The organism is Jannaschia sp. M317, from assembly GCF_025141175.1.
Lineage (GTDB): Bacteria > Pseudomonadota > Alphaproteobacteria > Rhodobacterales > Rhodobacteraceae > Jannaschia.
This window is the reverse complement of record NZ_CP081155.1, coordinates 2,719,392-2,743,350: the sequence shown is the minus strand read 5'-3', so window position 1 is coordinate 2,743,350 and position 23,959 is coordinate 2,719,392. Positions and strand designations below refer to the sequence as shown.

The following is a 23,959-nucleotide window of genomic DNA, read 5'->3' as shown; positions in this document are numbered from 1 at the left end:
ATCGTCATGACCCAAACCCAGATCACCGTGCGTTCCGTTGACAAGGTCTGGGACCAGACTCTTGAAGAGGCCCGCGACGCAATCCGCGCCGAGCCGTTGCTGGGAGGGTTGGTCCACGCTTCGATCCTGCACCATGACAGCCTGGAAAAGGCGTTGGCGTATCGTTTCGCGCAGAAACTTGCTTCTGGCGAAATGAGTGATCAGCTTCTGCGTGAGATTTCGGACGCGGCATATGCCGCTGATCCGACACTGGGGCAGGCGGCGCGGGCTGACATCGTGGCAGTTTTCGAAAGGGATCCGGCTTGCCACAGGTTTTTGCAGCCAATCCTTTTCTTCAAGGGGTTCCAGGCAATTCAGGCCTATCGAATTGGCAATTGGTTGTGGCGAACCGGCCGCAAGGATCTCGCGTATTTTGTTCAGATGCGGGTGAGTGAGACCTTTGGTGTGGACATCCACCCTGGCGCTCGGATCGGGCGGGGGATCATGATCGACCACGCCCATAGTATCGTCATCGGCGAGACTGCCGTGGTCGGTAACAATGTATCGATGCTGCATTCGGTCACTTTGGGCGGGACCGGCAAGGAAGATGACGACCGGCATCCGAAAATCGAGGACGGTGTGCTGATCGGCGCTGGTGCGAAGGTGTTGGGAAATATCCGTGTCGGGCATTGTAGCCGGATTGCCGCCGGTTCCGTCGTGCTTGAACCCGTGCCGGCAATGAAGACTGTCGCGGGTGTTCCAGCGCGCATCGTCGGAGAAGCGGGATGTGCGCAACCGTCAATCATGATGGATCAGCTTATAGGCGTGCGCGGAACGGAAACCTAGGCTGGTACTCAGGAGCAAAAAAAGGGGCGGCCATTCGGCCGCCCCTTTTTCGTATCTGTAGGGTTTAGGCGAGCATCGTCATGGGATTCTCGAGGTTGTCGGCGAACGCCTTCAACCACTCGGCACCAAGCGCGCCATCGATCACCCTGTGGTCAACACTGAGTGTGACCGACATGACGGTCGCGGCGGTAATCTCTCCGTCCGCACCGATCACGGGCTTTTTCACACCCGCGCCGACAGCGAGGATGGAGCCGTGGGGCGGATTGATGACGGCGTCGAAGTTATCGATCCCGAACATGCCAAGGTTGGAAATCGCAAAACTGCCGCCTTGGTATTCGTGGGGGGCGAGTTTGCGATCACGGGCCCGTTTCGCCAGATCCTTCATCTCAGCGGACAGTGCAGACAGTGACTTCATTTCCGCGTCCTTAAGAACGGGAGTGAAGAGACCACCTTCGATGGCCACGGCGACTGCGACGTCCGAAGGCTTCAGCTTCAGAACCCTGTCCCCAGCCCAGACAGCGTTGGCGTCCGGCACGGCCTGCAGTGCCAAGGCCGATGCCTTGATGACAAAGTCATTGACCGACAGCTTTACGCCGCGCGGTTCCAGCTGCTTGTTCAGCTGGCTGCGGAACTTGAGCAGAGCGTCCAGGTGGACGTCCCGGCGCAGGTAGAAGTGCGGGATCGTCTGCTTGGCTTCTGTGAGGCGCGCGGCGATCGTCTTGCGCATGCCGTCCAGCTTGACCTCTTCGAACTCGCGATCCGCGTACATCTTCAACACGGCTTCGGTCGAGGGGCCTGCGGGTGCAGCAGCTACCGGTTGCGGTGCTGCCTTGGGGGCCTCTGCGGCGGCAGGGGTCTTGGCGGCACCCGGCTGCGCGTTTTCCACGTCTGCCTTGACGATGCGACCGCGTGGGCCAGAGCCGGTGATCTGGCTCAGATCCAGCCCCTTGTCCTTGGCTATGCGCCGCGCGAGCGGGGTCGCAAAGACGCGGTCGCCTTTGGCCGTCGGGGCGGCAGCGGGCGCGGCAGACGGGGCAGGAACTTCGGCGGGGGCTGCTTCGGCTGGTGCGGGGGCTGCCGCCCCGTCGCCCGAGGACATGTTGTCCATTGCAGAGGCGTCTTCGCCTTCTTCCAGCAGCACGGCGATGGGGGAGTTGACCTTCACCCCCTCGCTGCCCTCGGCCACCAGGATCTTGCCGATGACGCCTTCGTCCACGGCCTCGAACTCCATCGTGGCCTTGTCGGTTTCAATTTCCGCCAGCAAGTCGCCAGAAGAGACGGTATCGCCTTCCTTCACGAGCCACTTGGCAAGCGTGCCCTCCTCCATCGTGGGGGACAGGGCGGGCATCAGGATTTCGGTTGCCATATCTGATGTCCCTTATTTGTAGGTCACGGAGCGGACAGCTTCGACGACCTCATCGGTGGTCACCAAAGCCAGCTTTTCGAGGTTCGCGGCGTAGGGCATGGGCACATCCTTGCCTGTGCAGGTCACGACCGGCGCGTCCAGGTAGTCAAAGGCGCGCTGCATGATGGTCGACGCCATATGATCGCTGAACGATGCGACGGGGAACGCCTCTTCGACCAGAACACAGCGGTTGGTCTTCATGACGGAGGCCAACACGGTGTCGTAGTCGACGGGCCGCAGGGTCCGAAGGTCGATAACCTCGGCCTCGATCCCATCTGCTGCTAGCTTTTCCGCGGCGCTGAGGGCGTAGGTCATCCCGATGCCCCAGCTGACAATGGTCACGTCGGACCCTTCGCGCCAGATCTTTGCCTTGCCGAAGGGGATCGTGAAATCGTCCAGCTTCGGCACGTCGAAGGATTTGCCGTAGAGGATTTCGTTTTCAAGGAAGATGACCGGATTAGGATCACGGATCGCGGTCTTCATCAGGCCCTTCGCGTCCGCAGCCGAATAGGGCATCACGACCTTGAGGCCCGGAATGCTGGCATACCAGGCGGCGTAGTCCTGAGAATGCTGGGCGCCGACGCGCGCCGCAGCGCCATTGGGACCACGGAACACCATGGGTGCCCCCATCTGACCACCGGACATGTAGAGGGTCTTAGCAGCCGAGTTGATAATTTGATCAATGGCTTGCATGGCGAAATTAAAGGTCATGAATTCCACGATCGGACGCAGGCCGCCGAAGGCCGCGCCGACGGCGATACCCGTGAACCCATGTTCGGTAATCGGTGTGTCGATGACGCGCTTTTCACCGAATTCGTCCAGCATCCCTTGGGAAATCTTGTAGGCGCCTTGATACTCGGCCACCTCTTCCCCCATCAGGAAAACGTTTTCGTCGCGGCGCATCTCTTCGGACATGGCGTCGCGGATGGCTTCGCGGACGGTCTGGCTGACCATCTCGGTGCCCTCGGGCCAATCGGGCGATGCGTTGGACTGCGGGGTGGGCTCTTCGCTGGCCACCTGGGCGGCAGCGGGTGCCGGGGTCGCGGCCTCTTCGCGGGCGTCCTGGGTTGGGGCCTCGGTCGTGGTCTGGATATCGTCGGCGCTCTCGCCCTCTTCCAGCAGTACGGCGATGGGGGAGTTGACCTTCACCCCTTCGGTGCCCTCGGCGACCAGGATCTTGCCGATGACACCTTCGTCAACGGCCTCAAATTCCATAGTGGCCTTGTCGGTTTCGATCTCGGCCATGATGTCACCGGACGAAACGGTGTCGCCCTCCTTGACCAGCCATTTTGCGAGCGTGCCCTCCTCCATCGTGGGGGAGAGGGCGGGCATCAGGATTTCAGTCGCCATTTACACGGCCTCCTGCGGAACTTCGTCTGCATAAATATCGGTCCAGAGCTCTTCGAGCGCGGGCTCCGGGCTTTCCTTGGCGAACTCGGCCGAGGCGTTGACCACGTCCTTGATCTCTTTGTCGATTGCCTTGAGGTCGTCCTCGCTGGCGTGATCCCCGGTCAACAGCATCTGGCGCACCATTTCGATGGCGTCCCGCTCTTCGCGCATTTTCTGCACCTCGTCGCGGGTCCGGTATTTGGCCGGGTCGGACATGGAGTGACCGCGATAGCGATAGGTCTTGATTTCGAGGATGTAGGGGCCCTTGCCCGCACGGCAGTGGGCCACGGCCTTTTCACCGGCGGCCTTGACGGCCAGGACGTCCATGCCGTCGACTTCCTCGCCCGCGATCCCGTAGGCCGCGCCGCGTTCCCAGTAAGACGGTGAATGCGTCGACCGCTTGGTCGAGGTGCCCATGGCGTACTGGTTGTTTTCGATCACAAAAATGCAGGGCAGGGACCAGATTTCGGCCATGTTGTAGGCCTCATAGACCTGACCCTGGTTCGCCGCGCCGTCCCCGAAATAGGTAAAGGTGACGTTGTCGTTCCCCTTGTACTTGTCGCTGAATGCCAGGCCGGCCCCCAGCGGCACCTGTGCGCCGACGATGCCGTGGCCGCCGTAGAAATGCTTCTCCTTGGAGAACATGTGCATCGAGCCACCCTTGCCCTTGGAATAGCCCCCCTCGCGGCCCGTCAGCTCGGCCATGACGCCCTTGGGGTCCATGCCACAGGCCAGCATGTGACCGTGGTCGCGGTAGGAAGTGATGCGCTTGTCGCCCTCTTTCGCGGCGGCCTCCAGGCCGACCACGACTGCTTCCTGACCGATATACAGGTGGCAGAAGCCGCCGATCAGACCCATCCCATACAACTGACCCGCCTTTTCCTCGAACCGCCGGATCAAGAGCATGTCCCGGTAGTATTGAAGGAGCTCTTCCTTCGAGACATTCGGTTTTGCCTTGGCAGGCTGCTTGCGTGGGGCCATGGGCGGGATTCCTCCGGATCGAAAAACGTTCAACGTTAAACAATCTGGTAGCGCACCCCTTTGCAAAAGGCAAAGCCCCTTGACCACGCGTTAGCGCAAACCCGTTACCCGCGGAACGAAAAGCCTGGTTTCATTGGGTAAGCGGGACTATTCGACGACGATTTCGTCGGTTCGGGCCACGCCAAGAACCAGACGTGCGCGTTCGTCCAGCAGGTCCAGGTCCAGAAAGTCGTCCGACAGACGCGTCGTGCGGTCGGTCATCCGGTCCACCTCTGTCGTCAACAGCGCAAGCTCTTCGCGCAGCAGATCGCGTTCTGCCTCCAACTCGACCCGGCGCAACACGCCATAGTCGCCCTGAATCCCCGCAAAGACAAAGTAGCCGCCAAACCCCAACAAGGCCAGCGGCACCAGCAGGCCGTATTCGGGTGTCTTAATCCTGTTGGTCATCCGCAGCCCTCATGCCCGGGCCTCTGACGGACCCTGTTGTCGTGTCTTATGACAGACAAGGCGGCGCGGAGGAATCCCCCGCGCCGCCCCGTTGTCGTACACGTTGCCGCCCCGCCACGGGGCAGCGGATCACCCGGCGACAGACGCCGCGCGGATGCTTTCGATGGTGCGGCCGATCTCGGCATTGAATGTATCGTCGTCCTGCTGATCCGACAGGCCTTCGGTCAGGGCGCGGCTGAAGCTGGCGATGATGCCGCGGTTGCGGGCCAGGCGGGCGTTGGCCTCGTCACGGGAATACCCGCCCGACAGGGCCACGACGCGCATGACCTTGGGGTGGTCGGCCAGCGGCTGATAGAAATTGTCTTCTTCCGGCAAGGTCAGCTTCAGCATGATTTCCTGACCGTCGGGCAGGCTGTCCAGATGCTTCAGGATGGTATCACGCAGCAGCGCCTCGGCTTGCGCCTTGTCCGCGATTGAAATGGTCACTTCCGGCTCCAGGATCGGAACCATGCCGTGCGACAGCACCTGATTGCCGACCTGGAATTGCTGGGCCACGATGGCCTCGATGCCCGCCGCATCGGCGGCGCCCACGACGGACCGCTCCTTGGTTCCAAAGACCCCCAGCCCACGCGCACGTTCCAGGGTGGCGTCCAGGTCCGGCATCGGCCTCATCAGCTGCACACCCTGACTCGCGTCCTCCAGCCCCTTGTCGATCTTGAGGAACGGCACGACGCCTTTCTTGTCCCAAAGGTAGGCGGCCGAAGGCGTGCCTTCGAAATCGCGGTCCATCGTCTGTTCGAACAGGATCGCGCCGATCACCTTGTCACCGGTAAAGGCAGGCGCGCGCACGATCCGGGCGCGCATGCCGTGGATCAGGTCGAACATCTCGTCGTCGTTGGAGTACCGATTTTCCTCGACCCCATAAAGGCGCAGCGCCTTGGGGCTGGATCCACCGGATTGGTCGAGCGCGGCGATGAAGCCCTGTCCGGCACGGATTTTGGCGGCTTTGTCGGTCTGGGTCATGGCGGGGGCTCCGGGTCTGAAATTCACTTGTGACCGACCTACGCGGGCGGGGCAGGGTCGGGCAAGGTACTGTGAGCGCTAACAATGGGCAGGGTCGTGGTCATTTCGAGGCGGGCCACGCCCGGACTTGCAAAGCCACCCATCCCTGCGATGGTCGGCCCATGACGAACCTGACTGCTCTGATCCTCGCGCTGCTGCTGATCGCGTTCGTACTTGCCGACGCGCTTTTCAATGGCGGGGGTTGGATGATCTTCCTCGGGCGGCGCATGCTGCTATTGGTGGAAGCCCTGGCTTTCTGGCGATAGAGCGCCCGGTTGCCTTTGCGTCCGTTGACATGCTAGCGCGACATCGGAACCGTTAGCGGTAACGGCTCGTTGCCGCCCACGACGTTGCAAAACACTCGGAGGACCCATGGTCAAAGTAGCAATCAACGGCTTCGGCCGCATCGGGCGCAACGTTCTGCGCGGCATCATCGAGTCGGGCCGCACCGACATCGAAGTCGTCGCCATCAACGATCTGGGCCCCGTCGAAACCAACGCTCATCTGCTGCAATACGACAGCGTTCATGGCCGGTTCCCCGCGCCCGTCACCACTGGCGACGACTGGATCGACGTGGGCCGTGGCCCCATGCGCGTCACCGCCGAACGCAACCCCGCCGATCTGCCCTGGTCGGATGTGGACGTTGTCATGGAATGCACCGGCATCTTCACCTCCAAGGAAAAGTGTCAGGCACACCTGGAAAACGGGTCGAGCCGCGTTCTGATTTCTGCCCCGGGCACCGATGCCGACAAGACGATCGTCTACGGCGTCAACCATGACACGCTGACCGCCGACGACCTGATCGTGTCGAACGCGTCTTGCACCACGAACTGCCTGACGCCCGTCGCCCACACGCTGCACAACGCAGTCGGGATCGAGCGCGGCTTCATGACCACGATCCACAGCTATACCGGCGACCAGCCCACGCTGGACACGATGCACAAGGATCTGTACCGTGCCCGCGCCGCCGCTCTGTCGATGATCCCGACCTCAACCGGTGCCGCCAAGGCCGTGGGCCTGGTGATGCCGGAACTGAACGGCAAGCTGGACGGCGTCGCCATCCGCGTGCCCACGCCGAACGTATCGGTCGTCGACCTGACCTTCACCGCGTCGCGCGACACCTCGGTCGAGGAAATCAACGCGGCGATCAAGGCCGCCGCAGATAGCGGTCCGCTCAAGGGCATCCTCGGTTACACCGACAAACCGCTTGTCTCGACCGACTTCAACCACGATCCGCATTCCTCGATTTTCCACATGGATCAGACCAAGGTGATGGAAGGCGGCAAGCTTGTCCGCATTCTGTCGTGGTATGACAACGAATGGGGCTTCTCCAACCGCATGGCCGACACGGCGGTCGCGATGGGCAAACTGATTTAGCGAAGACTAAATCAGTTTGGGCGGCAAAGCGGCACTTTCGCGAGATCGTGTCCACAGCCGCTCGGTTCTGTTCTGCGCAGACCTGATTTAGCGAAGACTAGATCAGTTTGGGCGGCAGAGCGGCACTTTCGCGAGATCGTGTCCACAGCCGCTCGTCCTGACTGACAGGTGACGCAATCCAACGCCCGCGCCGCAAGGTTGCGGGCGCTTTGCTGTCAATGATCCGCCCGGTCGCCCGGTCGTCGGTGCCTGCCCGGTCACGGCGCGCTAGCCCTCCGCGTGCCCTCATGTTACCACTGGCATCACGAGCTGCATTTTGCATGTTCTATTTTTAAAACAAAGACTTGAGTTGCCGCACGGCAACCTCGGAGGATGCGCGCATGGCCTTCAATACCCTCGACGACATGGACCTGGACGGCAAGATCGTTCTGACCCGCGTGGACATCAATGTGCCGGTCGAAGATGGCCGCGTAACCGACACCACACGCATCGACCGCATCGTGCCCACGATCCGCGACATTCAGGCCCGGGGCGGCAAGCCGGTCCTGTTGGCGCACTTCGGCCGCCCTAAGGGCAAGCACGTTCCCGAAATGTCGCTGCGCCAGGTTGTGCCCGCGCTGTCAAAGGCGCTCGGCTCCGACGTGGCTTTTGTGGAACGCCCCGACCGTGCCACGCTGGAGGCGACGGACGGCCCAATCCTGATTGAAAACACCCGCTTTTCCCCAATGGAAGAGGCGAACGACCCCAAGATGGCGCAATTTTTGGCCTCGCTTGGGGATGTCTACTGCAACGATGCCTTCTCGGCGGCGCACCGCGCGCACGCCTCGACCGAGGGCGTCGCCCGCCTGTTACCCGCCTGCGCCGGTCGTTTGATGCAGGCGGAACTGACCGCCCTCGAAAAAGCGCTCGGCACGCCGCAACCGCCGGTCGCCGCCGTTGTGGGTGGGGCCAAGGTGTCATCCAAGCTGGACCTGCTGGGCAACCTGGTTACCAAGGTGCAGCACCTGATCATCGGGGGTGGCATGGCCAACACCTTCCTTGCCGCGCAGGGAGTCGACGTAAAGAACAGCCTGTGCGAGCACGATCTGCTGGATACAGCCCGCGAAATCATCGCCAAGGCCGAGGCGGCGGGCTGCGCCATCCTACTGCCCCGCGACGTGGTGGTCGCCGCCGAGTTCAAGGCCAACCCGGCAACCCAGACCGTCAAGGCCGACGCCGTGCCCGAAGGTCACATGATCCTGGACGCGGGCCCAGATTCCGTCGCCCATATCAAGACCGTCCTCGACGGCTGCGCCACGTTGATCTGGAACGGCCCGTTGGGTGCCTTTGAGATGACGCCCTTTGACGCGGCCACCAACGCGGCCGCCAGATACGCGGCCGAGCTGACGACGGCGGGCAAGCTGATCTCGGTCGCGGGCGGGGGCGACACGGTCGCGGCGTTGAACCAGGCCGGGGCGGCCGAGTCGTTCACCTACATCTCCACCGCAGGCGGTGCCTTCCTCGAATGGATGGAGGGCAAGGAACTGCCCGGCGTTGCCGTTCTGTCCAGCTGAGGCCGCTCGGGGCAAGCCGTCGCGCGTCTAGGCGGACAGACGCGCGTTGGCTTGCGGCTTTGCGCCCCCGGCCGCATCCGCGAACTTGCTGCGGATCAGCCATTTGGTAAGGGTTCTGGCCATCCCACTATGCCCGATCAGCGTGATGCCCTCGTTTGCGATCTCATGTTCGAAACTGCTGTGGCCCATCCAGGCGGATGCCAGCGATCGCAGATCGCTGATCACGAACAGATCGACGTTGTGGCCGGGATCGATGTAGCAAAGATCTGTCTGCAATCCCGGCTTTATCACCAGCCAATAGTTGGCCTGCACGTCCGGCGCGTTGTTGAGCGTGAACTGGATCACGCATTTGCCGATCGGCAGTTCCGTCAGATTGATCTTGCGCCGGATGTTCCACATCAGCATCCGCGCATCGAGACAGCCAAGCGAGACCTCGGTGTCGATGTTGCGATGGGCCCAGACACCCAGGGCGACGATAATCGGCTGCAACTCATCCGCGATGTCTGTCGTCAGATACTCCGCATGTTGTCCGGCGGCGCCGACGCGTCGTTCGACAAGGCCCTTCGCTTCCATCTCCTTCAGGCGTTTCGACAGCAATCCGGGTGACATGCCCGGCAGGCCCCGGCTGAGCTCGTTGAACCGGGAAGAGCCGTTCCACATCTCGCACAGCAGCAGCATCGTCCAACGCGGTTCCAACAGATCTGCGGCCATGGCGACGGGACAGAACAGGGGGTAGACTGTTTTGGTCATCGGGGCACCTCCGCCGTCAGTATTCCTTACCGCACCAGCATTCGCCTAGTACGGAAACTGTAGTGGCATTGCTTCAGTTCGTTGACTGGTTGGCCCTGCGGTCGCCGAGGCACCTTCAACCTCGTTCAACACATTGAAGGAGATGAACAATGCCGCTCGTGGATATCGAAGTGATCGAAGGCGTGTTCGACCAGTCGCAGAAGGCGCAGATGATCGAAAAAGTCACCAACGCCATGGTCGAAGTCGAAGGGGAGGCGATGCGCGGCGTCACCTGGGTCCGCGTGAAGGAAGTGCGCAGCGGTCAGTGGGGCATCGGTGGCAGCACGCCGAGCGCGGACGACATCAAGGCGATGGCGACGGGGTAGGGCCGAGGCTTCGGAAAACGAACGTCGCCCGCGACAGGTTTGGCGCGGGCGACGTCTAAGGGGCCGAGAGGGGCGGCTGTGGATCTTTTCTGCGAAAAGACCACTTTGCCGCGCCGACTGATTTCGTCTTCGCTAAATCAGTCGGCCCATATGTCCGGCCACGTCGGCCATCCGGCAGGAGAAGCCCCATTCGTTGTCGTACCAGGCCAGCACGCGCACGGTGCGACCCACAACCTTGGTCTGGTCGGGCGCAAAGATCGAGGAATGCGGCGTGTGGTTGAAGTCGATGGAGACCTTCGGCTCCGGGTCGTAGGCCAGCACGGCGCCCATGTGACCGGCAGCGGCGTCGCGGACGATCTCGTTCACATCGGCCACAGTCACGTCGCGGCCCGCCTGAAACGTCAGGTCCACCGCCGAGACGTTGGGCGTCGGAACCCGAAGGGCAGTGCCGTCCAGCTTGCCCGCCAGATCCGGCACGACTTCGCCGATGGCTTTGGCCGCGCCGGTGGACGTGGGGATCATCGCCATGGCGGCGGCGCGGGCGCGGTACAGATCCTTGTGGCGGCGATCCAGCGTCGGCTGATCACCGGTGTAGCTGTGGATCGTGGTCATGATGCCGCTCTCGATGCCGATGGCCTCGTGCAGGACCTTGGCCAGGGGTGCCAGGCAATTGGTGGTGCAGGATGCGTTCGAGGCGACGTGGTGATCTGTCGTCAGTGACCGGTGATTGACGCCGTAGACAACGGTCAGGTCGGCATTCTTGGCGGGGGCCGATACCAGAACCCGCTTGGCCCCGCGCGACAGGTGCACGGCGGCCGCGTCGCGGTCGTTGAACTTGCCCGTGCATTCCAGAACGACGTCGACGCCCTCCCAGTCCAGCTCCTCGGGGTCGTAGGTCGACATGACCTCGATTGGTCCGGCACCCAGATCCAGCGTGTTGCCCTCGACCCGAACCTCGCCTGCGTAGCGGCCATGAATGCTGTCGTAGCGCAGCAGGTGCGCGTTGGTCTCGATCGGCCCGGTAGCGTTCATCTTGACCACCGCCACGTCGTTGCGCGCGGCCTGCGCGATGTGAGCCAGAGTGCAGCGCCCGATGCGCCCGAAGCCGTTGATGCCGATGGTGACCGTCATTGTTTTCGTCCTCGTCGCGATTGCACTGTCTGCCTTGGTTGCCGGTATAGGCGCCAAGATTGCGACCGCAAAACGGAAAAACGACGTCAGGACAATATGTTAGCGTTAAACATCCCTGGTTGCGGTAACGGTTAACGCTAACGCGCTGCAACCGGGGACGGTCCGGCGGCGTTGACCCCGGAGGTTCGGGGCTATCTGGTCCCCGGCGACACCAAGGATTCGGACGCGAAGGACGCAGCAGGCATGAGCGGATTACTGGCACTTCTGGATGATGTCGCGGCCATCGCAAAGGTGGCGTCGGCCAGCATCGACGACATTGTCGGACAGGCGGCCAAGGCCGGGGCCAAGGCGGCGGGCGCCGTGATCGACGACGCCGCCGTGACGCCGAAGTACGTGCACGGTTTTGCCGCCGCGCGCGAACTGCCTATCGTGTGGAAAATCGCGCGGGCCTCGGCATTCAACAAGCTGGTCATCCTGCTGCCGGTCGCTCTGTTGCTGTCGAACTTCGCGCCTTGGGCGATTGCGCCGCTTTTGATCCTGGGCGGGCTCTACCTGTGTTTCGAGGGCGCGGAGAAAGTCTATCACTGGCTCGTGCCTCACGACACGCTGGCCAAGATCAAGGACCCGGAACACACGCCGCTCGACATGGCCCACCTGGAAGAGCAGCGCGTGAAGGGGGCCATCAAGACCGACTTCATCCTGTCCGCCGAGATCATGACGATTGCCTTGGCGGCAACGGATTCCTCGTCTGGCTGGATGTTTCAGGGCGCCGTCCTTGCCGTCATCGCGGTGGCCATCACCGCCGCCGTCTACGGGGCCGTGGCATTGATCGTTAAGGCCGATGATGTCGGCCTGCATCTGGTCGAAAACGGTCACACGTCGTTCGGGCGCAAGATGGGGGCTGCGATCGTGCGCGGGATGCCGCGGTTCATGACCGGTCTGACAATCGTCGGCACCGCCGCGATGCTGTGGGTTGGCGGCAATATCGTGGTGCATGCCCTGCACGAGATGGGCTGGCATCTGCCCTACGACCTAATCCACGGGGTTGCCGTGACGGTGGGGCAGGGCAACGGGTTCATCGAATGGACCGTGACGGCCCTGATCGATGGAGTTCTGGGTGTCTGCCTGGGCCTGCTTCTGATGCCCGTGATCGGCGTGGTTTCGGGGATGTTCGGCAAGAAGGACGCCGAGGCCCATTAACCGGCCTGGAAACGGTCCCGCCACAAGACGACGCGTGCCCGGTCGCGGTCTGCGTAGTCCGCGATTGCCTGTGGCAGGGTTCCGGCTGTGTCGATGGGGCGATGCTGGGCCAAGGCAGTGATCTGCATGGTGTACCAAGCCGTCACGCCCCCCTCTGGCGGAGAGGCAAAGCGCGGGAAGGCCGGGCCTCCCGCCTCTCCGTCCGCCCACTTGCGGGGCAGGTCCGGGTCCAGGATCAGGGCGCGGGCCAGGCCCACCAGATCAACGTCCCCCCGCGCCACTGCATCCCTGGCCTGCTCGACTGTCTTGAAACCGCCCGTCGCCATCAGGTGTTTCGTCGTGACCTGTCTGGCGCGCCGGGCGAAGGCCAGGAAGTAGGGCCCTTCCGTCCGCCGGTCGGAAGAGGAGGCGGCACCCGGGAAATAGGTCCCCCCGCTGATATCGATCAGATCGACGGTCGTCTTGTCGAGCGCCGCAAGAAACCGAAGGCTTTCGTCTTCCTCCAGTCCCCCGTCCAGCAGATCGCTTGCGTTGACCTTGATGGCGACAGGAAAGTCCGGACCGACGGCCCTGCGCACGGCCTCCACGACAGCCAGAGGCAGGCGCATCCGGTTTTCAAGGGACCCGCCCCAGTCATCTGTTCGCTTGTTGAACAGGGGCGACAGGAACTGGCTTAACAGGAACCCATGGGCCGCGTGGACTTGTACCCCACCAAAACCGAGGTCGCGCGCCTGGCGCGCGGTCGCGCCGAACAGGCCCGGCAGGGCCTCGATCTCGTCGAGGGTGAGGGAGGCGCAGCGCAGCCCCGGAAGGTTCAACGCCGAGGGGCCGCGTGGCTGACCGATCGCGGGGTCTGTCAAAGCCCCCGCATGTCCCAGCTGCAGCCAAAGATGTGCGCCGTCCGCGCGGCCTGCATCAGCCAACCGCCGCAGCGCATCGGTGTTCGATTTCGGCCCAAGGACCAGATTGCCCGGTTTCTCGGCGGCCAGCGGGTCGCCCTGGACCTCTCCGATGATGGCTGCGGCAAGCCCACCGCGCGCCCAACGTTCATACAGGTCGGCCTGGAACGGGCCCGGATCGCCGCGCCCGTCGCCCATGGAATCAGACATCGCCGATTTGACGATCCGGTTCTTCAGAACCACCCCACAGGGCAGTGACAGCGGGCTGAAAAGCATGCTCTCAGCCCGCCGCGTCATCACAAAAGGTCGCGCGCGGCCTTTGCGACGCCCTCGGGGGTGATGCCGAAATGCTCGTACAGGGTGCCTGCGGGCGCGGAGGCGCCGAAGCCCTCCATCCCCACAAAGGCCGCCTTGGACCGGTTGCCGCGCTCGCCCGTCAGCCAGCGGTCCCAACCCATGCGCACGCCGGCCTCGACGGCGACACGGGCCGGTCCGGCGGGCAGGACGCGCTTGCGGTACTTTTCGTCCTGCTGCTCGAACAGCTCCCAGCAGGGCATGGATACGACGCGCGTGCCAATGCCGTCGGCCTGCAACAGATCGCGGGCCTTCAACGCGATTTCCACTTCGGACCCGGTGGCCATCAGGATGACCATGCGCTTGCCCTCGGCCTCGGCCAGGACATAGGCGCCCTGCGCGGTCAGGTTCTTGGACGTAAAGTCCTTGCGCACCGTCGGCAGGCCCTGACGGGTCAACGACAGGACCGCAGGCGTGGACGTCGCGGTCAGCGCCAATTCCCAGGCTTCGGCGGTTTCCACGGTATCGGCGGGGCGGAACACGTTCATGTTCGGGGTCGCGCGGCTGATCGCCAGATGCTCGACCGGTTGGTGGGTCGGGCCGTCTTCGCCAAGGCCGATGGAATCGTGGGTCATGACATAGGTGACCGGGATACCCATCAGGGCCGACAGACGCATCGAGGGGCGGGCGTAATCGGTAAAGCACATGAAGGTGCCGCCGTAGGGACGCGCGCCGCCGTGCAGCGCGATGCCGTTCATCGCCGCCGCCATGCCGTGTTCACGGATCCCGTAGTAGATGTAGCGCCCGGCGCGATCTTCGGGCGAAAAGGTGCCCAGGCCCTCGGTCAGGGTGTTGTTGGACCCGGTCAGGTCGGCGGATCCGCCGATGGTCTCGGCCATGATCGGATTCACGACCTCCAGCACCATTTCCGACGACTTGCGGGTCGCGACCTTGGGCTGGCTTTCGGCCATCTGACGCTTCAGCGCCTTGATGGTGGCGGGCAGACGGCGAGGGGCGTCGCCCGCCAGTGCCCGCTCGAACTCACCACGCTTGCCGGTGCCCATGGCGTCGAAACGGGTCTGCCAATCGGCGCGGGCGCTGGCACCGCGGCGGCCGATCTCTTCCCATTCGGCCTTCAGGTCGTCGGCGATTTCGAACGGGGCGGCGTCCCAGCCATAGGCGCGCTTGGTGGCCGCGATCAGGTCGGGGTCGGTCAAGGCACCGTGCCCCTTGGAAGTGTCCTGCGCGGACGACCCGATTGCGATATGGGTCTTGCAGGCGATCATGGTGGGTTTGTCACCCGTCTTGGCCTGGGTCAGCGCGGCGTCGATCGCCTCCGGATCATGGCCATCGACCTCGATCACGTCCCAGCCGGAGGCACGGAAGCGCATGGGCTGGTCGGTGATGTCCGACAGCGACACCTTGCCGTCGATGGTGATGCCGTTGTTGTCCCAAAGCACGATCAGCTTGGACAGGGCCAGCCGACCGGCCAGGGCGATGGCCTCCTGGCTGACGCCCTCCATCAGGCAACCGTCACCGGCGATGACATAGGTGTGGTGATCGACGATCTTCTTGGAATAGCGGGCGCGTTGCACTTCCTCGGCGATGGCCATGCCGACGGCGGTGGCGATGCCCTGGCCCAGCGGGCCGGTCGTCGTCTCGATGCCCGGTGCATGGCCGAATTCCGGGTGACCTGCGGTGATCGCGCCCAGCTGGCGGAAGTTGCGCAGCTGGTCCAGCGTCATTTCGGGATAGCCGGTCAGGTGCAGCAGCGAGTACAGCAGCATCGACCCGTGACCGGCAGACAGCACGAAACGGTCACGGTCGGGCCAGGTCGGGGCCGAAGCGTCGAACTTGAGGTGTTTTTCATAAAGCACGGTGGCGACGTCAGCCATGCCCATCGGCATCCCGGAGTGGCCGGAATTCGCGGCGGCGACGGCATCCAGCGTCAGGGTGCGGATTGCGGCGGCGCGGCGCCAGTGGCCGGGGTTTGCGGCCCGCAGGGCGTCGAGGTCTGGGGTCTGGGGTGTCGCGCTCATCGTCTCGGCTCCGGGGACAGGTGTCGGTTGCACTTCCTGTTAGCAGGCTGGACCCGGCGCGCAAGGCGCAGGGCGGGCCGTTCGCTTTGACATGGGGGCCAGATTGCGGTCCTTTGGGCAAAACACCCACAAGAAGGGATCGAAAATGGCGGATGAGGCGGATCTGAGCAGCACGCTCGCCCGGTTGGAGGCGGCCCTGGCGGCCGTATCGAAGGCCCAGGTCGAGGGCGCAGTCGAAACCGTGCCAGACCTGAGCGACGACCTGGCCGAGGCACAGGCCGACCTGGCCGAAGCACGGGCCCGGATCGCGGACCTGAAAGGGGCCGCGGCCGAACAGGCGGCTGCGCTTGAGGCGGCAGAGGCACGCGCGAGTCAGGCAGCGGCGGACGCCGCGACCAACGCGCAGGAAAGCGCGGCGACCATTGCCGAGTTGCAGGCCGCAGCTGCGGCGGCCCCGGCAGAGGCCCCGGTCGGCGAAGCCGAGGCAGGCCGCTTGCGCGCCTCGCTTTCGGAGCTGTCGGCCTCGGTCGAGGGGCTGCGGGAGAATGCGGAAGGTGCGGCGGACGCCAGCCTGCGCGCCGAGGTCCAGGCGCTTCGCGCCGCGCGGGAATTGGACCTGGCCGAGATGCAGGCCCTGTTGGCTGAATTGGAACCCATGCTGGAGCGTGCAGATGCCTGACGTCACCATCGAAATCGGCGGTCGCGCCTTTACCGTGGCCTGCCAGGACGGCGAAGAGGGCTATCTGAACGCCGCAGCCGACCTTCTGGACCGCGAGGCGCAGGTGCTGTTGGGCACCGGGTCACGGTTGACCCAGGATCGCATGTTGCTGATGGCCGGGCTGATGCTGGCCGACAAGTCGATCTCAGCCGAGGAAGAGCTGCGCACGCTGGATCGTCGGCTGGCACAGCAGTCCAAGCTGCTCGACGAGTTGCAGAGCCGTCCGACCCCCGAACCGGTAGAGGTCGTGCGAGAAGTCGAGGTGGTCAAGGAAGTCGAGAAAGAGGTCGTGCGCGAGGTGCTGCCCGAAGGCGCGCTGGAGCGTCTGACCAAACTGGCGGATCAGGCCGAGGTTCTGGCCGCGACCGTCTCCGACCGCGCGGGGTAGGGGCACCCGTTTCCTTCCGCAGCTTACAAAACTGTAAGCTGCGGTTCAGGCCCCTGTATGTTGCCATCGCTAGATGAGGTCCCGTCCCATGACCGGAGCCTTCGATGACGAAACGATCCCTTATTCTGGCGGCCGCCTTTCTGCTGGCCCATATTGCCGTTCTGCTGCCGTTTGTGCCGTTGCTGGCGGTCTTGCCGACCGCGCTTGGCATGGTGTCGATGACGTCCATGGCGCTCTCGCTTGTGTTGGCGGCGCGGTGGCGCGTTGTTGACCGGATCACGGGGGGACCGGACAAGTCCTATGTCGCGCATCGCTGGCTGGGGTTCTTGGCACTTGCGGGTGCGCTTGGGCATTGGGGAACGGCAACATCGCTGGGCGCAGGTCTTGTCCCCGGCCTGGGCGACGCCGTAGAGGAGGTCGGCACGCTGGCCGCTTCGGGGCTGCTGACCCTGTCGGCGGCGGCGATGATCCGCGCAATTCCCTACCACCTGTGGAAGGCGAGCCATATGCTGATGGGGCCTGTATTCCTGGTGGCGGCCTTTCACACGGTGTTCGTTTCCAGCCCCGCAGCCCTGGGTCTGGTGCCCTGGGCCATCATGGCGGGCGCATCGGGTCTGGGCGTGCTGGCCTGGGCGCAGACGCTGATCCGCAAGGTGGCCCCGTCGCGCCTGGTCACGGTAGAGCGGGTCGTCCTCTTCGACGGGGGGGGCGACGTGACCCTGCGGGCCGAAGGCAAGTTGCGCGCCTTCCGCCCCGGTCAATTCGCGACGCTGGCCCACAACCGGGCACGGGCCGAGGCGCACCCCTTTACCATTGCGGGCGGAGACGACACCTCGCGCCGGTTCATCATCCGGTCGGCAGGGGATTGGACGCGGTCGCTGGTCGACACGGTCCAGGTGGGCGACAAGCTGCGCCTGGGGCGCGGGGTCGGGCGGTTCCTGCCGCAGACGGGCGCCACGCGGCGCGAACAGCTCTGGGTGGCGGGCGGTGTGGGGATCACGCCCTTTCTGGCCGCGCTGGACCGGATGCAGCCCGATGACGGGGCGCCTGTCACGCTGATCTACTGCACGCGATCCCGCGCCACGGCCGGCGGCTTGGCCTGCGTTGAACGCCATGCGGCGCGTCTGCCTCAGGTAAGGTTGATCGTCCTCTCCGACCGCAATCGCGGTGGCTTGACCGCCGCGCGCCTCCAAGGCTGGATGGCGGAGATGGCACCCGCGTGCGATGTCTACCTTTGCGGGCCAGAGGGGTTGAAGGCACTGGTGTCAGAGGTTTGGGCGGGTGCCGGCAAATCGGGCCGTATCCATAGCGAACGCTTTGATTTCCGCGGGGCCTACGGATTGACCGACCTGATCTACATCGGCCAATCTATGCTGGATTCCGCCCGCAGAACTGGACAGACCCATGCGCCTTCTCGTTCTTGAAGACGACGCGACGCTCGGCCCCTGGATCGAAAAGGGGCTGAGCGAGGCGGGCCATGTCGTCGACCTGTTCACCGACGGCAAGGACGCGTTGATCGGTGCCATGGCCCAGGAATACGACGTTCTGGTTCTCGATCGGATGGTGCCTGGCCTGGACGGTCTGGCGGTCCTGAAAGCCTTGCGTCAGGCCCGCATCACCGCGCCCGCAATCTTTCTCACCGCCCTGGGCGAGGTGGAAGACCGTGTCGAGGGGCTGCGGGCCGGGGGCGACGACTATCTGGTCAAACCCTTTGCCTTCAGCGAGTTGAGCGCGCGCATCGACGTGCTGACCCGTCGCCGGGATGGTGCCGGGGAGCAGAGCTCCGAACTGGTGGCGGGTGACATTCGGATCGACCTGCACAGACGCAGTTGCCAGCGTCAGGGGCAGGTCGTCGATCTCAACCCCAAGGAATTCCTTCTGTTGGAGGTGTTCATGCGCGCCAAGGGGCGGGTCCAAACCCGGACCATGTTGCTGGAGCGGGTCTGGGACATGAATTTCGACCCGACCACCAGCGTGGTCGAGACGCATATCTCGCGCCTGCGCGCCAAGATCGAAAAGCCGTTCGGCGACACGTTGATCCGCACGATCCGAGGGGCGGGCTATGTCTTTGAACCGACTTAGGGCGCTGACCCGACTGTCGGCGTTTCGCCTGACTCTCAGCTTGCTGTGCGTCTTTGCCGCCATAACCGCACTGGCCTGGGCCGGGACCTATTGGTTGGTTCGCGGCGAAATGAACCGCATGACCGATGCGCGGCTTTCGGCACAGGCGGGTCTGGTCAGCGAGGCATTGCGCACCGGGGCCCCCCTGCCGGTCGCAGGTTTTGGTCAAAGCGTCGCGATCCTTTCGGAAGGGGCACGCGATGTTCCGCGTGATCTGCTGTCGCGGCCGGACGGGACATATGTTCTGGACGAACGCGGGCCAGAAAGACGCTATCTGCTGCGCAGCCTGCCTGACGGGGATCGAATCGTCGTCTCAGAGGTGGTGGCGCGTCAGGACGAGCTGTTGGAGACGCTGACCGGCGGTCTGAAGGTCACCCTGATCGGGATGCTGGTTGTGGGTCTTCTGGCCGGGGTCTGGCTGGCCCGGCGCGGTCAACGACGGTTGGATCTGATCCGCGCGGGCCTGGCCCAGGTGGCACAGGGGCGGCTGGACACGCGGATTGATCTGCCGGGTCCGCAGGATGATCTCAGCCAATTGGCGGACCGGATCAACGCGACCACGGACCGGCTGGCGCAGGTGATGGCGCAGATGCGCGTCCAGACATCCAACATCGCCCACGACCTGCGCACGCCTCTGGCGCGATTGCGGGCGGGGTTGGAAACCGGTCTGATCGACCTGACGGAACGAGATCAGCCCGTGGATGCGCAGATGCTGGGGACGGCGCTGGAACAGATCGACCGCATCGTCGGCACCTTCAACGCATTGCTGCGCCTGGCACGTATCGAGAGCGGGGCGGGGCGCGCGGCCTTCGACACGGTCGATCTGGGCGCGCTGCTGGATCAGATTTCCGAGACGTTTGCGCCGGTCGTCGAGGATGCGGGTCAGCATCTTCGCATCGAAAGTGCCGATCCCGCCTGCATCCGTGGCGACCGGGATCTGCTGGTGCAGTTAGTGGCCAACCTGATCCAGAACGCCTTGCGGCATGGCACGGACGGGCAAGAAATCGCCTTGCGCGTGCGCGGGGCAGAGGTTTCCGTGACGGATCAGGGGCCGGGCATTCCACAGGCGGACCGGGCGCGCGTCCTGCTGCCGTTGTTTCAACTGGAATCTGCGCGACAGGGCGACGGGTTCGGGCTGGGCCTGTCGATGGTGGCCGCGATCAGTGCCCTGCACGACGCTGAACTGAGCCTGTCGGATGGTCCAGACGGGCGCGGCCTGCAGGCATCGATCCGGTTCGCGAACCTTGCAGAATTGTAAGACGGGCGTCAGGCGGCAGACAGGTCGGGTCCCTACCTCTTGTTCATCGAAACGAAAGACAAAGGATACGCACCATGACCCGCATCACCTCTGCCGCCGCCGCCATTCTGGGCACCTGCATCGCCTTCGCCGCCTTCGGCTTTTTCGCGAGCGTCGGCCTGGCGGTCTTTGGATTTCTGGCGGTTCTGGCGACTGTCGGGATGACCGCCGCCTGGGTTCAAAGCCGTTTCATGTCCAGGGACGCGGCCTGAACCCCCGGACCGCGACCCTTGGGGGATCGATTACCCGAGGCCGATCAAGCCCAGCAGGCGTGCGGCCTCGGATTTGCTGGATGCCAGGCCCGTGCGGTCTTCGCCTGGGTGGAACCGGGCGCGCACGGCGGTGGCCATGGGCCGAGGGGTCAGCAGGTGAACGGTCGGGGCCCGGTCGGTGGTCGATTCGGCCTGCCAGGCGGTAACCATCGCGCGTTGCGCGGCCTTGGTCGCCATATAGGCGGCGGCGAATTTCAGCGGGCGGTCATCGTCGAAAAACACAGCCGTGCCGCCGCCCGCAGCCTGCAGCAAGGGGGCGACGTAAGGGATCAGGCGCGACAATGCGGTGACGTTGGTAGCCAGGGACTTGGCCATGTCCTTTTCGTTCACCATCTGCGCGGGGGCCTGCGGGGGGGTATGAACCGCCGTGTGCAGCCACAGCGGCAGTGCGCCCCACCGATCATGGATTCCCCGGCAAAGGTGCTGCATCGCGCCCGCGTCGGTGATGTCCATCGGAGCCAGGGTGGCTTGGCCCCCGGCGGCCTGGATACGGTCGTCCAGCTCTTCCAGCGCGCCTTGGGTGCGGGCAACGCAGACCACATGCGTGCCGCGCGCGGCCAGCGTTTCGGCAAGCGCCGCGCCAAGCCCGCGCGAGGCGCCGGTAATCAGGGCGAGTTTGGGCTGTATCGTCATGGGACCCTCCGTATCCCCGCCCCGTCGCACGTCTTGTTAGCGTCATCAAGTTGACAGCGCCCTCTGCGGGGCTGAAAAGGTGCCCAAGAGACAGTGAACGCCCGCAAAGGAGCTGCTTATGACACCGACCACCATGGCCCTCGGCCAGATGTCCCTCGCCAGAAAGGCGGCGCTCGTGCTGGCCGGCACGGTCGTGATCGCGCTGGCGGCGCAGGTTTCGATCCCGTTCATCCCGGTTCCGATGACGCTGCAGACGTTGGCGATTCTGGGCGTGGGTTTTGCTTTGGGCTCGCGCCTGGGTGCGGTGACCTTGCTGGCCTACCTGGCCGAAGGGGCCATGGGCCTGCCGGTTTTCGCGAACTTCGGCAACGGCGCGGCCTTCTTCGGCCCCACCGGTGGTTTCCTCGTCGGCTTCGTCGGTTTGGCCTGGATGGCCGGTCTGGCCACCGACCGGGGCATCACCAACCCGGTCAAGCTGTCGCTGGTGGCAATCGCCGCGTCGCTGCTGCTGTATGTGCCCGGCCTAGCCTGGCCGATGGGCGTTGCTTCGGCGATGGGCATCTCGGTCTGGGGGGCGGATCTGGCCTTTGGCCCGCTGACCGAAGCCTTCATGACGCCGTTCCTGCTGGGCGATGTGGTCAAGGCCGTGTTGGCCGCGCTGATCGTGTCGGGTGGCCTCGGCTGGTTGAAGTCGCGCAAAGGCTGACCCCCGGGTCCAGAACGATTGAAAGGGTCGCCTGCGGGCGGCCCTTTTTCGTTGGCGGGGTCACACCGTAGGGGGACGACCGTCCAGCAAGTCAGCCAACCGTCGCTGGCACATGCCTTGGTCAAGCCAGCCACATCCGGCGCAAAGCTGTACCAGATCCGCGGGCACGACCCGTGCGCGGACCCGGTCCAGACAGTCGCCCCAGGTCAGCGCCTGACCGGGTACAAGATCCAGCGCCGCGCCATGGCGCGCGTCCAGCCCCGCGATCTTGGGTGCCGCCTCGCACGAGGTGCCGCGTCGTTTGGGGCAGGGGGCGCAGATGGAATCCGCCTCGCCTGTGATGACGACCGCGATTTCTTCGCCCCCCGGACCACGCAACTGGCCTTGGACGATATGGGCCAGATTGGCCGTAAACGGCCCGTCATAGCCCTTGCCCTCGAAGCCGATGGCGCAAAGCACGTGATGGGGTCTCAGTCGAACTGACATGGCGATCTAGGTACGATTGCCGCGTGGCTCAGACAACGGATAGGCGCCACGGCGGCCCGCCGCGCCTACTCCGCCGCCTTCAGACGAAAGCCGCGGTCCAATTGATCCGAAGGCTCGACCGGGTATTCGCCCGAGAAGCAGGCATCGCAATACTGCGGCGCGGCATTGTCCCGGCCCTTGGCCTCGCCCACCGCACGATAAAGCCCGTCGAGCGAGATGAAGCGCAGGCTGTCGACGCCCAGATGATCGCGCATCTCTTCTTCGGACATGGTCGCGGCCAGCAGCTTTTCGCGTTGTGGCGTGTCGACCCCGTAGAAACAGGGCCAGGCCGTGGGCGGGGACGCGATGCGGAAGTGGACCTCGGCGGCGCCCGCATCCAGGATCATTTCCTTGATCTTGCGGGACGTGGTGCCGCGCACGACGCTGTCGTCGACCAGGATGATGCGCTTGCCCTTCACCAGGGCGCGGTTGACGTTCAGCTTCAGCCGGACGCCCATGTTGCGGATCGACTCGGTCGGCTCGATGAAGGTGCGGCCCATGTACTGGTTGCGGATAATCCCCATGGCATAGGGGATGCCCGATTCCAGACCGTAGCCGATGGCCGCAGGCGTTCCCGAATCCGGCACCGGACAGACGAGGTCGGCATCGACCGGGGCCTCTTTGGCCAACTCGCGCCCGATCGCTTCGCGGGTGGAATAGACGGACCGGCCGCCCTGGATCGAATCCGGGCGGCTGAAGTAGACATGCTCGAAAATACAGAATCGGGGACGCTTTGCCTCGAACGGGCGGTGCGAGACGACACCGTCCTTTTCCGAGATCACGACCATTTCGCCCGGCTCGACTTCGCGGATGAATTCCGCGCCGATGATGTCCAGCGCGCAGGTTTCCGATGCCAAGGCCCAGCCGTCCCCGTCCGACGTCGGCACACGGCCCAGCACCAGCGGGCGCACGCCCAGCGGATCACGCACGCCGATCAGCTTGGTGCGGGTCATGGCAACCACGGAAAACGCGCCTTCGACCCGACGCAGCGCATCTTTCATCCGCTCGGGAATGTTGCGTTGCAGCGACCGGGCCATCAGGTGGATGATGCATTCACTGTCGCTGGACGACTGAAAGATGGACCCACGCTCGATCAATTCCCGCCGCAGGCTGTCGGCGTTCGTGATGTTCCCGTTGTGCGCAATCGCCGCGCCGCCCATGGCGAACTCGCCAAAGAACGGCTGCACGTCGCGGATGGCGGTCGCCCCCTTGGACCCGGAGGTGGAATAGCGGACATGGCCGATCGCCACATGGCCCGGCAGCATGTCCATCACATCCTGCGACGTGAAATTGTCGCGGACATAGCCAAAGCGGCGGACCGAATTGAACCCATGTTCTGGATGATGGACGACGATGCCGCCCGCCTCCTGGCCGCGATGTTGCAGGGCGTGCAGGCCGAGCGCGGTGAAATTGGCGGCTTCGGAGACGCCGACCACGCCAAAGACGCCGCATTCCTCCTTCAGCTTGTCGTCATCGAGACTGTCGAAAGGAGTGCTGCGCCAGACGGGATCGGTCATGAGATCGCTCTTTCTGAGGGAGGGGCAGAAGGCTTCGCGCGTCACATAAGCCAGCGCGAGGGCGC

At 64.3% G+C, this 23,959-nt stretch carries 25 protein-coding genes; 13 read left to right on the top strand and 12 right to left on the bottom strand.

Features of this window, described 5'->3' with window-relative positions:
* Nucleotides 1–6: 6 nt before the first annotated feature.
* Nucleotides 7–825, top strand: coding sequence for a serine O-acetyltransferase (gene cysE / locus K3551_RS13940; protein ID WP_259914408.1), 819 nt, complete (start codon nucleotides 7–9; stop codon nucleotides 823–825).
* A gap of 64 nt (nucleotides 826–889) precedes the next feature.
* Here the strand turns inward: cysE and K3551_RS13935 are convergent, their stop codons facing one another.
* The 5 genes from K3551_RS13935 to K3551_RS13915 form a co-directional block, all read right to left on the bottom strand.
* Complete coding sequence (locus K3551_RS13935; RefSeq protein WP_259914406.1) at nucleotides 890–2,191, bottom strand: pyruvate dehydrogenase complex dihydrolipoamide acetyltransferase; 1,302 nt, start codon at nucleotides 2,189–2,191, stop codon at nucleotides 890–892.
* 12 nt (nucleotides 2,192–2,203) lie between these two features.
* Nucleotides 2,204–3,580 (bottom strand): pyruvate dehydrogenase complex E1 component subunit beta, encoded by a 1,377-nt coding sequence (locus K3551_RS13930; protein WP_259914404.1) that lies wholly within the window; start codon nucleotides 3,578–3,580, stop codon nucleotides 2,204–2,206.
* The gene (gene pdhA, locus K3551_RS13925) at nucleotides 3,581–4,600 is read right to left on the bottom strand and encodes a pyruvate dehydrogenase (acetyl-transferring) E1 component subunit alpha (RefSeq protein ID WP_259914402.1); all 1,020 of its coding nucleotides are present in this window, start codon (nucleotides 4,598–4,600) and stop codon (nucleotides 3,581–3,583) included. It lies immediately after the preceding gene.
* 147 nt (nucleotides 4,601–4,747) lie between these two features.
* The gene (locus K3551_RS13920; RefSeq protein ID WP_259914399.1) at nucleotides 4,748–5,047 is read right to left on the bottom strand and encodes a septum formation initiator family protein; all 300 of its coding nucleotides are present in this window, start codon (nucleotides 5,045–5,047) and stop codon (nucleotides 4,748–4,750) included.
* 129 nt (nucleotides 5,048–5,176) lie between these two features.
* Complete coding sequence (locus K3551_RS13915) at nucleotides 5,177–6,070, bottom strand: fructose bisphosphate aldolase (protein ID WP_259914396.1); 894 nt, start codon at nucleotides 6,068–6,070, stop codon at nucleotides 5,177–5,179.
* A 161-nt stretch (nucleotides 6,071–6,231) separates the two neighbouring features.
* Here K3551_RS13915 and K3551_RS13910 point away from each other — a divergent pair, with 161 nt between their 5' ends.
* The 3 genes from K3551_RS13910 to K3551_RS13900 all read left to right on the top strand — a co-directional run bounded on the left by K3551_RS13910 (nucleotide 6,232) and on the right by K3551_RS13900 (nucleotide 9,039).
* Nucleotides 6,232–6,375, top strand: a complete 144-nt coding sequence (locus K3551_RS13910) for a hypothetical protein (RefSeq protein WP_259914393.1) — start codon at nucleotides 6,232–6,234, stop codon at nucleotides 6,373–6,375.
* 106 nt (nucleotides 6,376–6,481) lie between these two features.
* Complete coding sequence (gene gap, locus K3551_RS13905) at nucleotides 6,482–7,486, top strand: type I glyceraldehyde-3-phosphate dehydrogenase (RefSeq protein WP_259914391.1); 1,005 nt, start codon at nucleotides 6,482–6,484, stop codon at nucleotides 7,484–7,486.
* 380 nt (nucleotides 7,487–7,866) lie between these two features.
* On the top strand, nucleotides 7,867–9,039 hold the full coding sequence (locus tag K3551_RS13900; protein ID WP_259914389.1) for a phosphoglycerate kinase: 1,173 nt from the start codon (nucleotides 7,867–7,869) through the stop codon (nucleotides 9,037–9,039).
* Between the two features lie 27 nt (nucleotides 9,040–9,066).
* Here K3551_RS13900 and K3551_RS13895 read toward each other — a convergent pair whose 3' ends face one another.
* The gene (locus tag K3551_RS13895) at nucleotides 9,067–9,789 is read right to left on the bottom strand and encodes a helix-turn-helix domain-containing protein (protein ID WP_259914386.1); all 723 of its coding nucleotides are present in this window, start codon (nucleotides 9,787–9,789) and stop codon (nucleotides 9,067–9,069) included.
* 149 nt (nucleotides 9,790–9,938) lie between these two features.
* Between K3551_RS13895 and K3551_RS13890 the strand changes: the two genes are divergently transcribed.
* On the top strand, nucleotides 9,939–10,154 hold the full coding sequence (locus tag K3551_RS13890; RefSeq protein ID WP_259914384.1) for a tautomerase family protein: 216 nt from the start codon (nucleotides 9,939–9,941) through the stop codon (nucleotides 10,152–10,154).
* A 132-nt stretch (nucleotides 10,155–10,286) separates the two neighbouring features.
* Here K3551_RS13890 and gap (K3551_RS13885) read toward each other — a convergent pair whose 3' ends face one another.
* Nucleotides 10,287–11,285, bottom strand: coding sequence for a type I glyceraldehyde-3-phosphate dehydrogenase (gap, locus tag K3551_RS13885; RefSeq protein ID WP_259914382.1), 999 nt, complete (start codon nucleotides 11,283–11,285; stop codon nucleotides 10,287–10,289).
* A gap of 243 nt (nucleotides 11,286–11,528) precedes the next feature.
* Between gap (K3551_RS13885) and K3551_RS13880 the strand changes: the two genes are divergently transcribed.
* Nucleotides 11,529–12,485 (top strand): DUF808 domain-containing protein, encoded by a 957-nt coding sequence (locus K3551_RS13880; protein WP_259914380.1) that lies wholly within the window; start codon nucleotides 11,529–11,531, stop codon nucleotides 12,483–12,485.
* Here the strand turns inward: K3551_RS13880 and K3551_RS13875 are convergent.
* The gene (locus K3551_RS13875; protein WP_259914378.1) at nucleotides 12,482–13,660 is read right to left on the bottom strand and encodes an oxidoreductase; all 1,179 of its coding nucleotides are present in this window, start codon (nucleotides 13,658–13,660) and stop codon (nucleotides 12,482–12,484) included. The genes K3551_RS13880 and K3551_RS13875 overlap by 4 nt on opposite strands.
* A 20-nt stretch (nucleotides 13,661–13,680) precedes the next feature.
* Complete coding sequence (gene tkt / locus K3551_RS13870) at nucleotides 13,681–15,717, bottom strand: transketolase (protein WP_259914376.1); 2,037 nt, start codon at nucleotides 15,715–15,717, stop codon at nucleotides 13,681–13,683.
* 145 nt (nucleotides 15,718–15,862) lie between these two features.
* Between tkt and K3551_RS13865 the strand changes: the two genes are divergently transcribed.
* The 6 genes from K3551_RS13865 to K3551_RS13840 all read left to right on the top strand — a co-directional run bounded on the left by K3551_RS13865 (nucleotide 15,863) and on the right by K3551_RS13840 (nucleotide 20,453).
* Nucleotides 15,863–16,396: a hypothetical protein gene (locus K3551_RS13865; RefSeq protein WP_259914366.1), complete on the top strand. Its 534-nt coding sequence runs from the start codon at nucleotides 15,863–15,865 to the stop codon at nucleotides 16,394–16,396.
* The gene (locus K3551_RS13860; protein WP_259914364.1) at nucleotides 16,389–16,823 is read left to right on the top strand and encodes a cell division protein ZapA; all 435 of its coding nucleotides are present in this window, start codon (nucleotides 16,389–16,391) and stop codon (nucleotides 16,821–16,823) included. Before K3551_RS13865 ends, K3551_RS13860 begins: the two co-directional genes overlap by 8 nt.
* 104 nt (nucleotides 16,824–16,927) lie before the next feature.
* Nucleotides 16,928–18,247 (top strand): ferric reductase-like transmembrane domain-containing protein, encoded by a 1,320-nt coding sequence (locus tag K3551_RS13855; RefSeq protein WP_259914362.1) that lies wholly within the window; start codon nucleotides 16,928–16,930, stop codon nucleotides 18,245–18,247.
* On the top strand, nucleotides 18,228–18,905 hold the full coding sequence (locus K3551_RS13850; RefSeq protein WP_259914360.1) for a response regulator transcription factor: 678 nt from the start codon (nucleotides 18,228–18,230) through the stop codon (nucleotides 18,903–18,905). The genes K3551_RS13855 and K3551_RS13850 overlap by 20 nt, the downstream gene beginning before the upstream one ends.
* Nucleotides 18,886–20,202 carry a HAMP domain-containing sensor histidine kinase gene (locus K3551_RS13845; protein ID WP_259914359.1) on the top strand — a complete coding sequence of 439 codons (1,317 nt, stop codon included), beginning with the start codon at nucleotides 18,886–18,888 and terminating at the stop codon, nucleotides 20,200–20,202. The genes K3551_RS13850 and K3551_RS13845 overlap by 20 nt, the downstream gene beginning before the upstream one ends.
* 74 nt (nucleotides 20,203–20,276) lie before the next feature.
* On the top strand, nucleotides 20,277–20,453 hold the full coding sequence (locus K3551_RS13840) for a hypothetical protein (RefSeq protein WP_259914357.1): 177 nt from the start codon (nucleotides 20,277–20,279) through the stop codon (nucleotides 20,451–20,453).
* 30 nt (nucleotides 20,454–20,483) lie between these two features.
* Here K3551_RS13840 and K3551_RS13835 read toward each other — a convergent pair whose 3' ends face one another.
* Nucleotides 20,484–21,146: an SDR family oxidoreductase gene (locus tag K3551_RS13835; protein ID WP_259914355.1), complete on the bottom strand. Its 663-nt coding sequence runs from the start codon at nucleotides 21,144–21,146 to the stop codon at nucleotides 20,484–20,486.
* Nucleotides 21,147–21,264: 118 nt separating this feature from the next.
* Here K3551_RS13835 and K3551_RS13830 point away from each other — a divergent pair, with 118 nt between their 5' ends.
* Nucleotides 21,265–21,852: a biotin transporter BioY gene (locus tag K3551_RS13830; RefSeq protein WP_259914353.1), complete on the top strand. Its 588-nt coding sequence runs from the start codon at nucleotides 21,265–21,267 to the stop codon at nucleotides 21,850–21,852.
* A gap of 60 nt (nucleotides 21,853–21,912) precedes the next feature.
* On the opposite strand, the gene K3551_RS13825 is transcribed toward K3551_RS13830, so the two are convergent.
* Together K3551_RS13825 and purF are read right to left on the bottom strand one after the other, a co-directional pair.
* A complete protein-coding gene (locus K3551_RS13825) occupies nucleotides 21,913–22,338 on the bottom strand; it encodes a DUF1284 domain-containing protein (protein WP_259914352.1) in 426 nt (141 codons plus the stop codon).
* Between the two features lie 65 nt (nucleotides 22,339–22,403).
* The gene (gene purF, locus K3551_RS13820; RefSeq protein WP_259914349.1) at nucleotides 22,404–23,894 is read right to left on the bottom strand and encodes an amidophosphoribosyltransferase; all 1,491 of its coding nucleotides are present in this window, start codon (nucleotides 23,892–23,894) and stop codon (nucleotides 22,404–22,406) included.
* Nucleotides 23,895–23,959: the final 65 nt, after the last annotated feature.

Coding starts and splice junctions, on each gene's coding strand:
- cysE (WP_259914408.1), top strand. CDS start 7: ATGACCCAAACCCAGATCACCGTGCGTTCCGTTGACAAGGTCTGGGAC.
- K3551_RS13935 (WP_259914406.1), bottom strand. CDS start 2,191: ATGGCAACCGAAATCCTGATGCCCGCCCTGTCCCCCACGATGGAGGAG.
- K3551_RS13930 (WP_259914404.1), bottom strand. CDS start 3,580: ATGGCGACTGAAATCCTGATGCCCGCCCTCTCCCCCACGATGGAGGAG.
- pdhA (WP_259914402.1), bottom strand. CDS start 4,600: ATGGCCCCACGCAAGCAGCCTGCCAAGGCAAAACCGAATGTCTCGAAG.
- K3551_RS13920 (WP_259914399.1), bottom strand. CDS start 5,047: ATGACCAACAGGATTAAGACACCCGAATACGGCCTGCTGGTGCCGCTG.
- K3551_RS13915 (WP_259914396.1), bottom strand. CDS start 6,070: ATGACCCAGACCGACAAAGCCGCCAAAATCCGTGCCGGACAGGGCTTC.
- K3551_RS13910 (WP_259914393.1), top strand. CDS start 6,232: ATGACGAACCTGACTGCTCTGATCCTCGCGCTGCTGCTGATCGCGTTC.
- gap (WP_259914391.1), top strand. CDS start 6,482: ATGGTCAAAGTAGCAATCAACGGCTTCGGCCGCATCGGGCGCAACGTT.
- K3551_RS13900 (WP_259914389.1), top strand. CDS start 7,867: ATGGCCTTCAATACCCTCGACGACATGGACCTGGACGGCAAGATCGTT.
- K3551_RS13895 (WP_259914386.1), bottom strand. CDS start 9,789: ATGACCAAAACAGTCTACCCCCTGTTCTGTCCCGTCGCCATGGCCGCA.
- K3551_RS13890 (WP_259914384.1), top strand. CDS start 9,939: ATGCCGCTCGTGGATATCGAAGTGATCGAAGGCGTGTTCGACCAGTCG.
- gap (WP_259914382.1), bottom strand. CDS start 11,285: ATGACGGTCACCATCGGCATCAACGGCTTCGGGCGCATCGGGCGCTGC.
- K3551_RS13880 (WP_259914380.1), top strand. CDS start 11,529: ATGAGCGGATTACTGGCACTTCTGGATGATGTCGCGGCCATCGCAAAG.
- K3551_RS13875 (WP_259914378.1), bottom strand. CDS start 13,660: ATGCTTTTCAGCCCGCTGTCACTGCCCTGTGGGGTGGTTCTGAAGAAC.
- tkt (WP_259914376.1), bottom strand. CDS start 15,717: ATGAGCGCGACACCCCAGACCCCAGACCTCGACGCCCTGCGGGCCGCA.
- K3551_RS13865 (WP_259914366.1), top strand. CDS start 15,863: ATGGCGGATGAGGCGGATCTGAGCAGCACGCTCGCCCGGTTGGAGGCG.
- K3551_RS13860 (WP_259914364.1), top strand. CDS start 16,389: ATGCCTGACGTCACCATCGAAATCGGCGGTCGCGCCTTTACCGTGGCC.
- K3551_RS13855 (WP_259914362.1), top strand. CDS start 16,928: ATGACGAAACGATCCCTTATTCTGGCGGCCGCCTTTCTGCTGGCCCAT.
- K3551_RS13850 (WP_259914360.1), top strand. CDS start 18,228: ATGCGCCTTCTCGTTCTTGAAGACGACGCGACGCTCGGCCCCTGGATC.
- K3551_RS13845 (WP_259914359.1), top strand. CDS start 18,886: ATGTCTTTGAACCGACTTAGGGCGCTGACCCGACTGTCGGCGTTTCGC.
- K3551_RS13840 (WP_259914357.1), top strand. CDS start 20,277: ATGACCCGCATCACCTCTGCCGCCGCCGCCATTCTGGGCACCTGCATC.
- K3551_RS13835 (WP_259914355.1), bottom strand. CDS start 21,146: ATGACGATACAGCCCAAACTCGCCCTGATTACCGGCGCCTCGCGCGGG.
- K3551_RS13830 (WP_259914353.1), top strand. CDS start 21,265: ATGACACCGACCACCATGGCCCTCGGCCAGATGTCCCTCGCCAGAAAG.
- K3551_RS13825 (WP_259914352.1), bottom strand. CDS start 22,338: ATGTCAGTTCGACTGAGACCCCATCACGTGCTTTGCGCCATCGGCTTC.
- purF (WP_259914349.1), bottom strand. CDS start 23,894: ATGACCGATCCCGTCTGGCGCAGCACTCCTTTCGACAGTCTCGATGAC.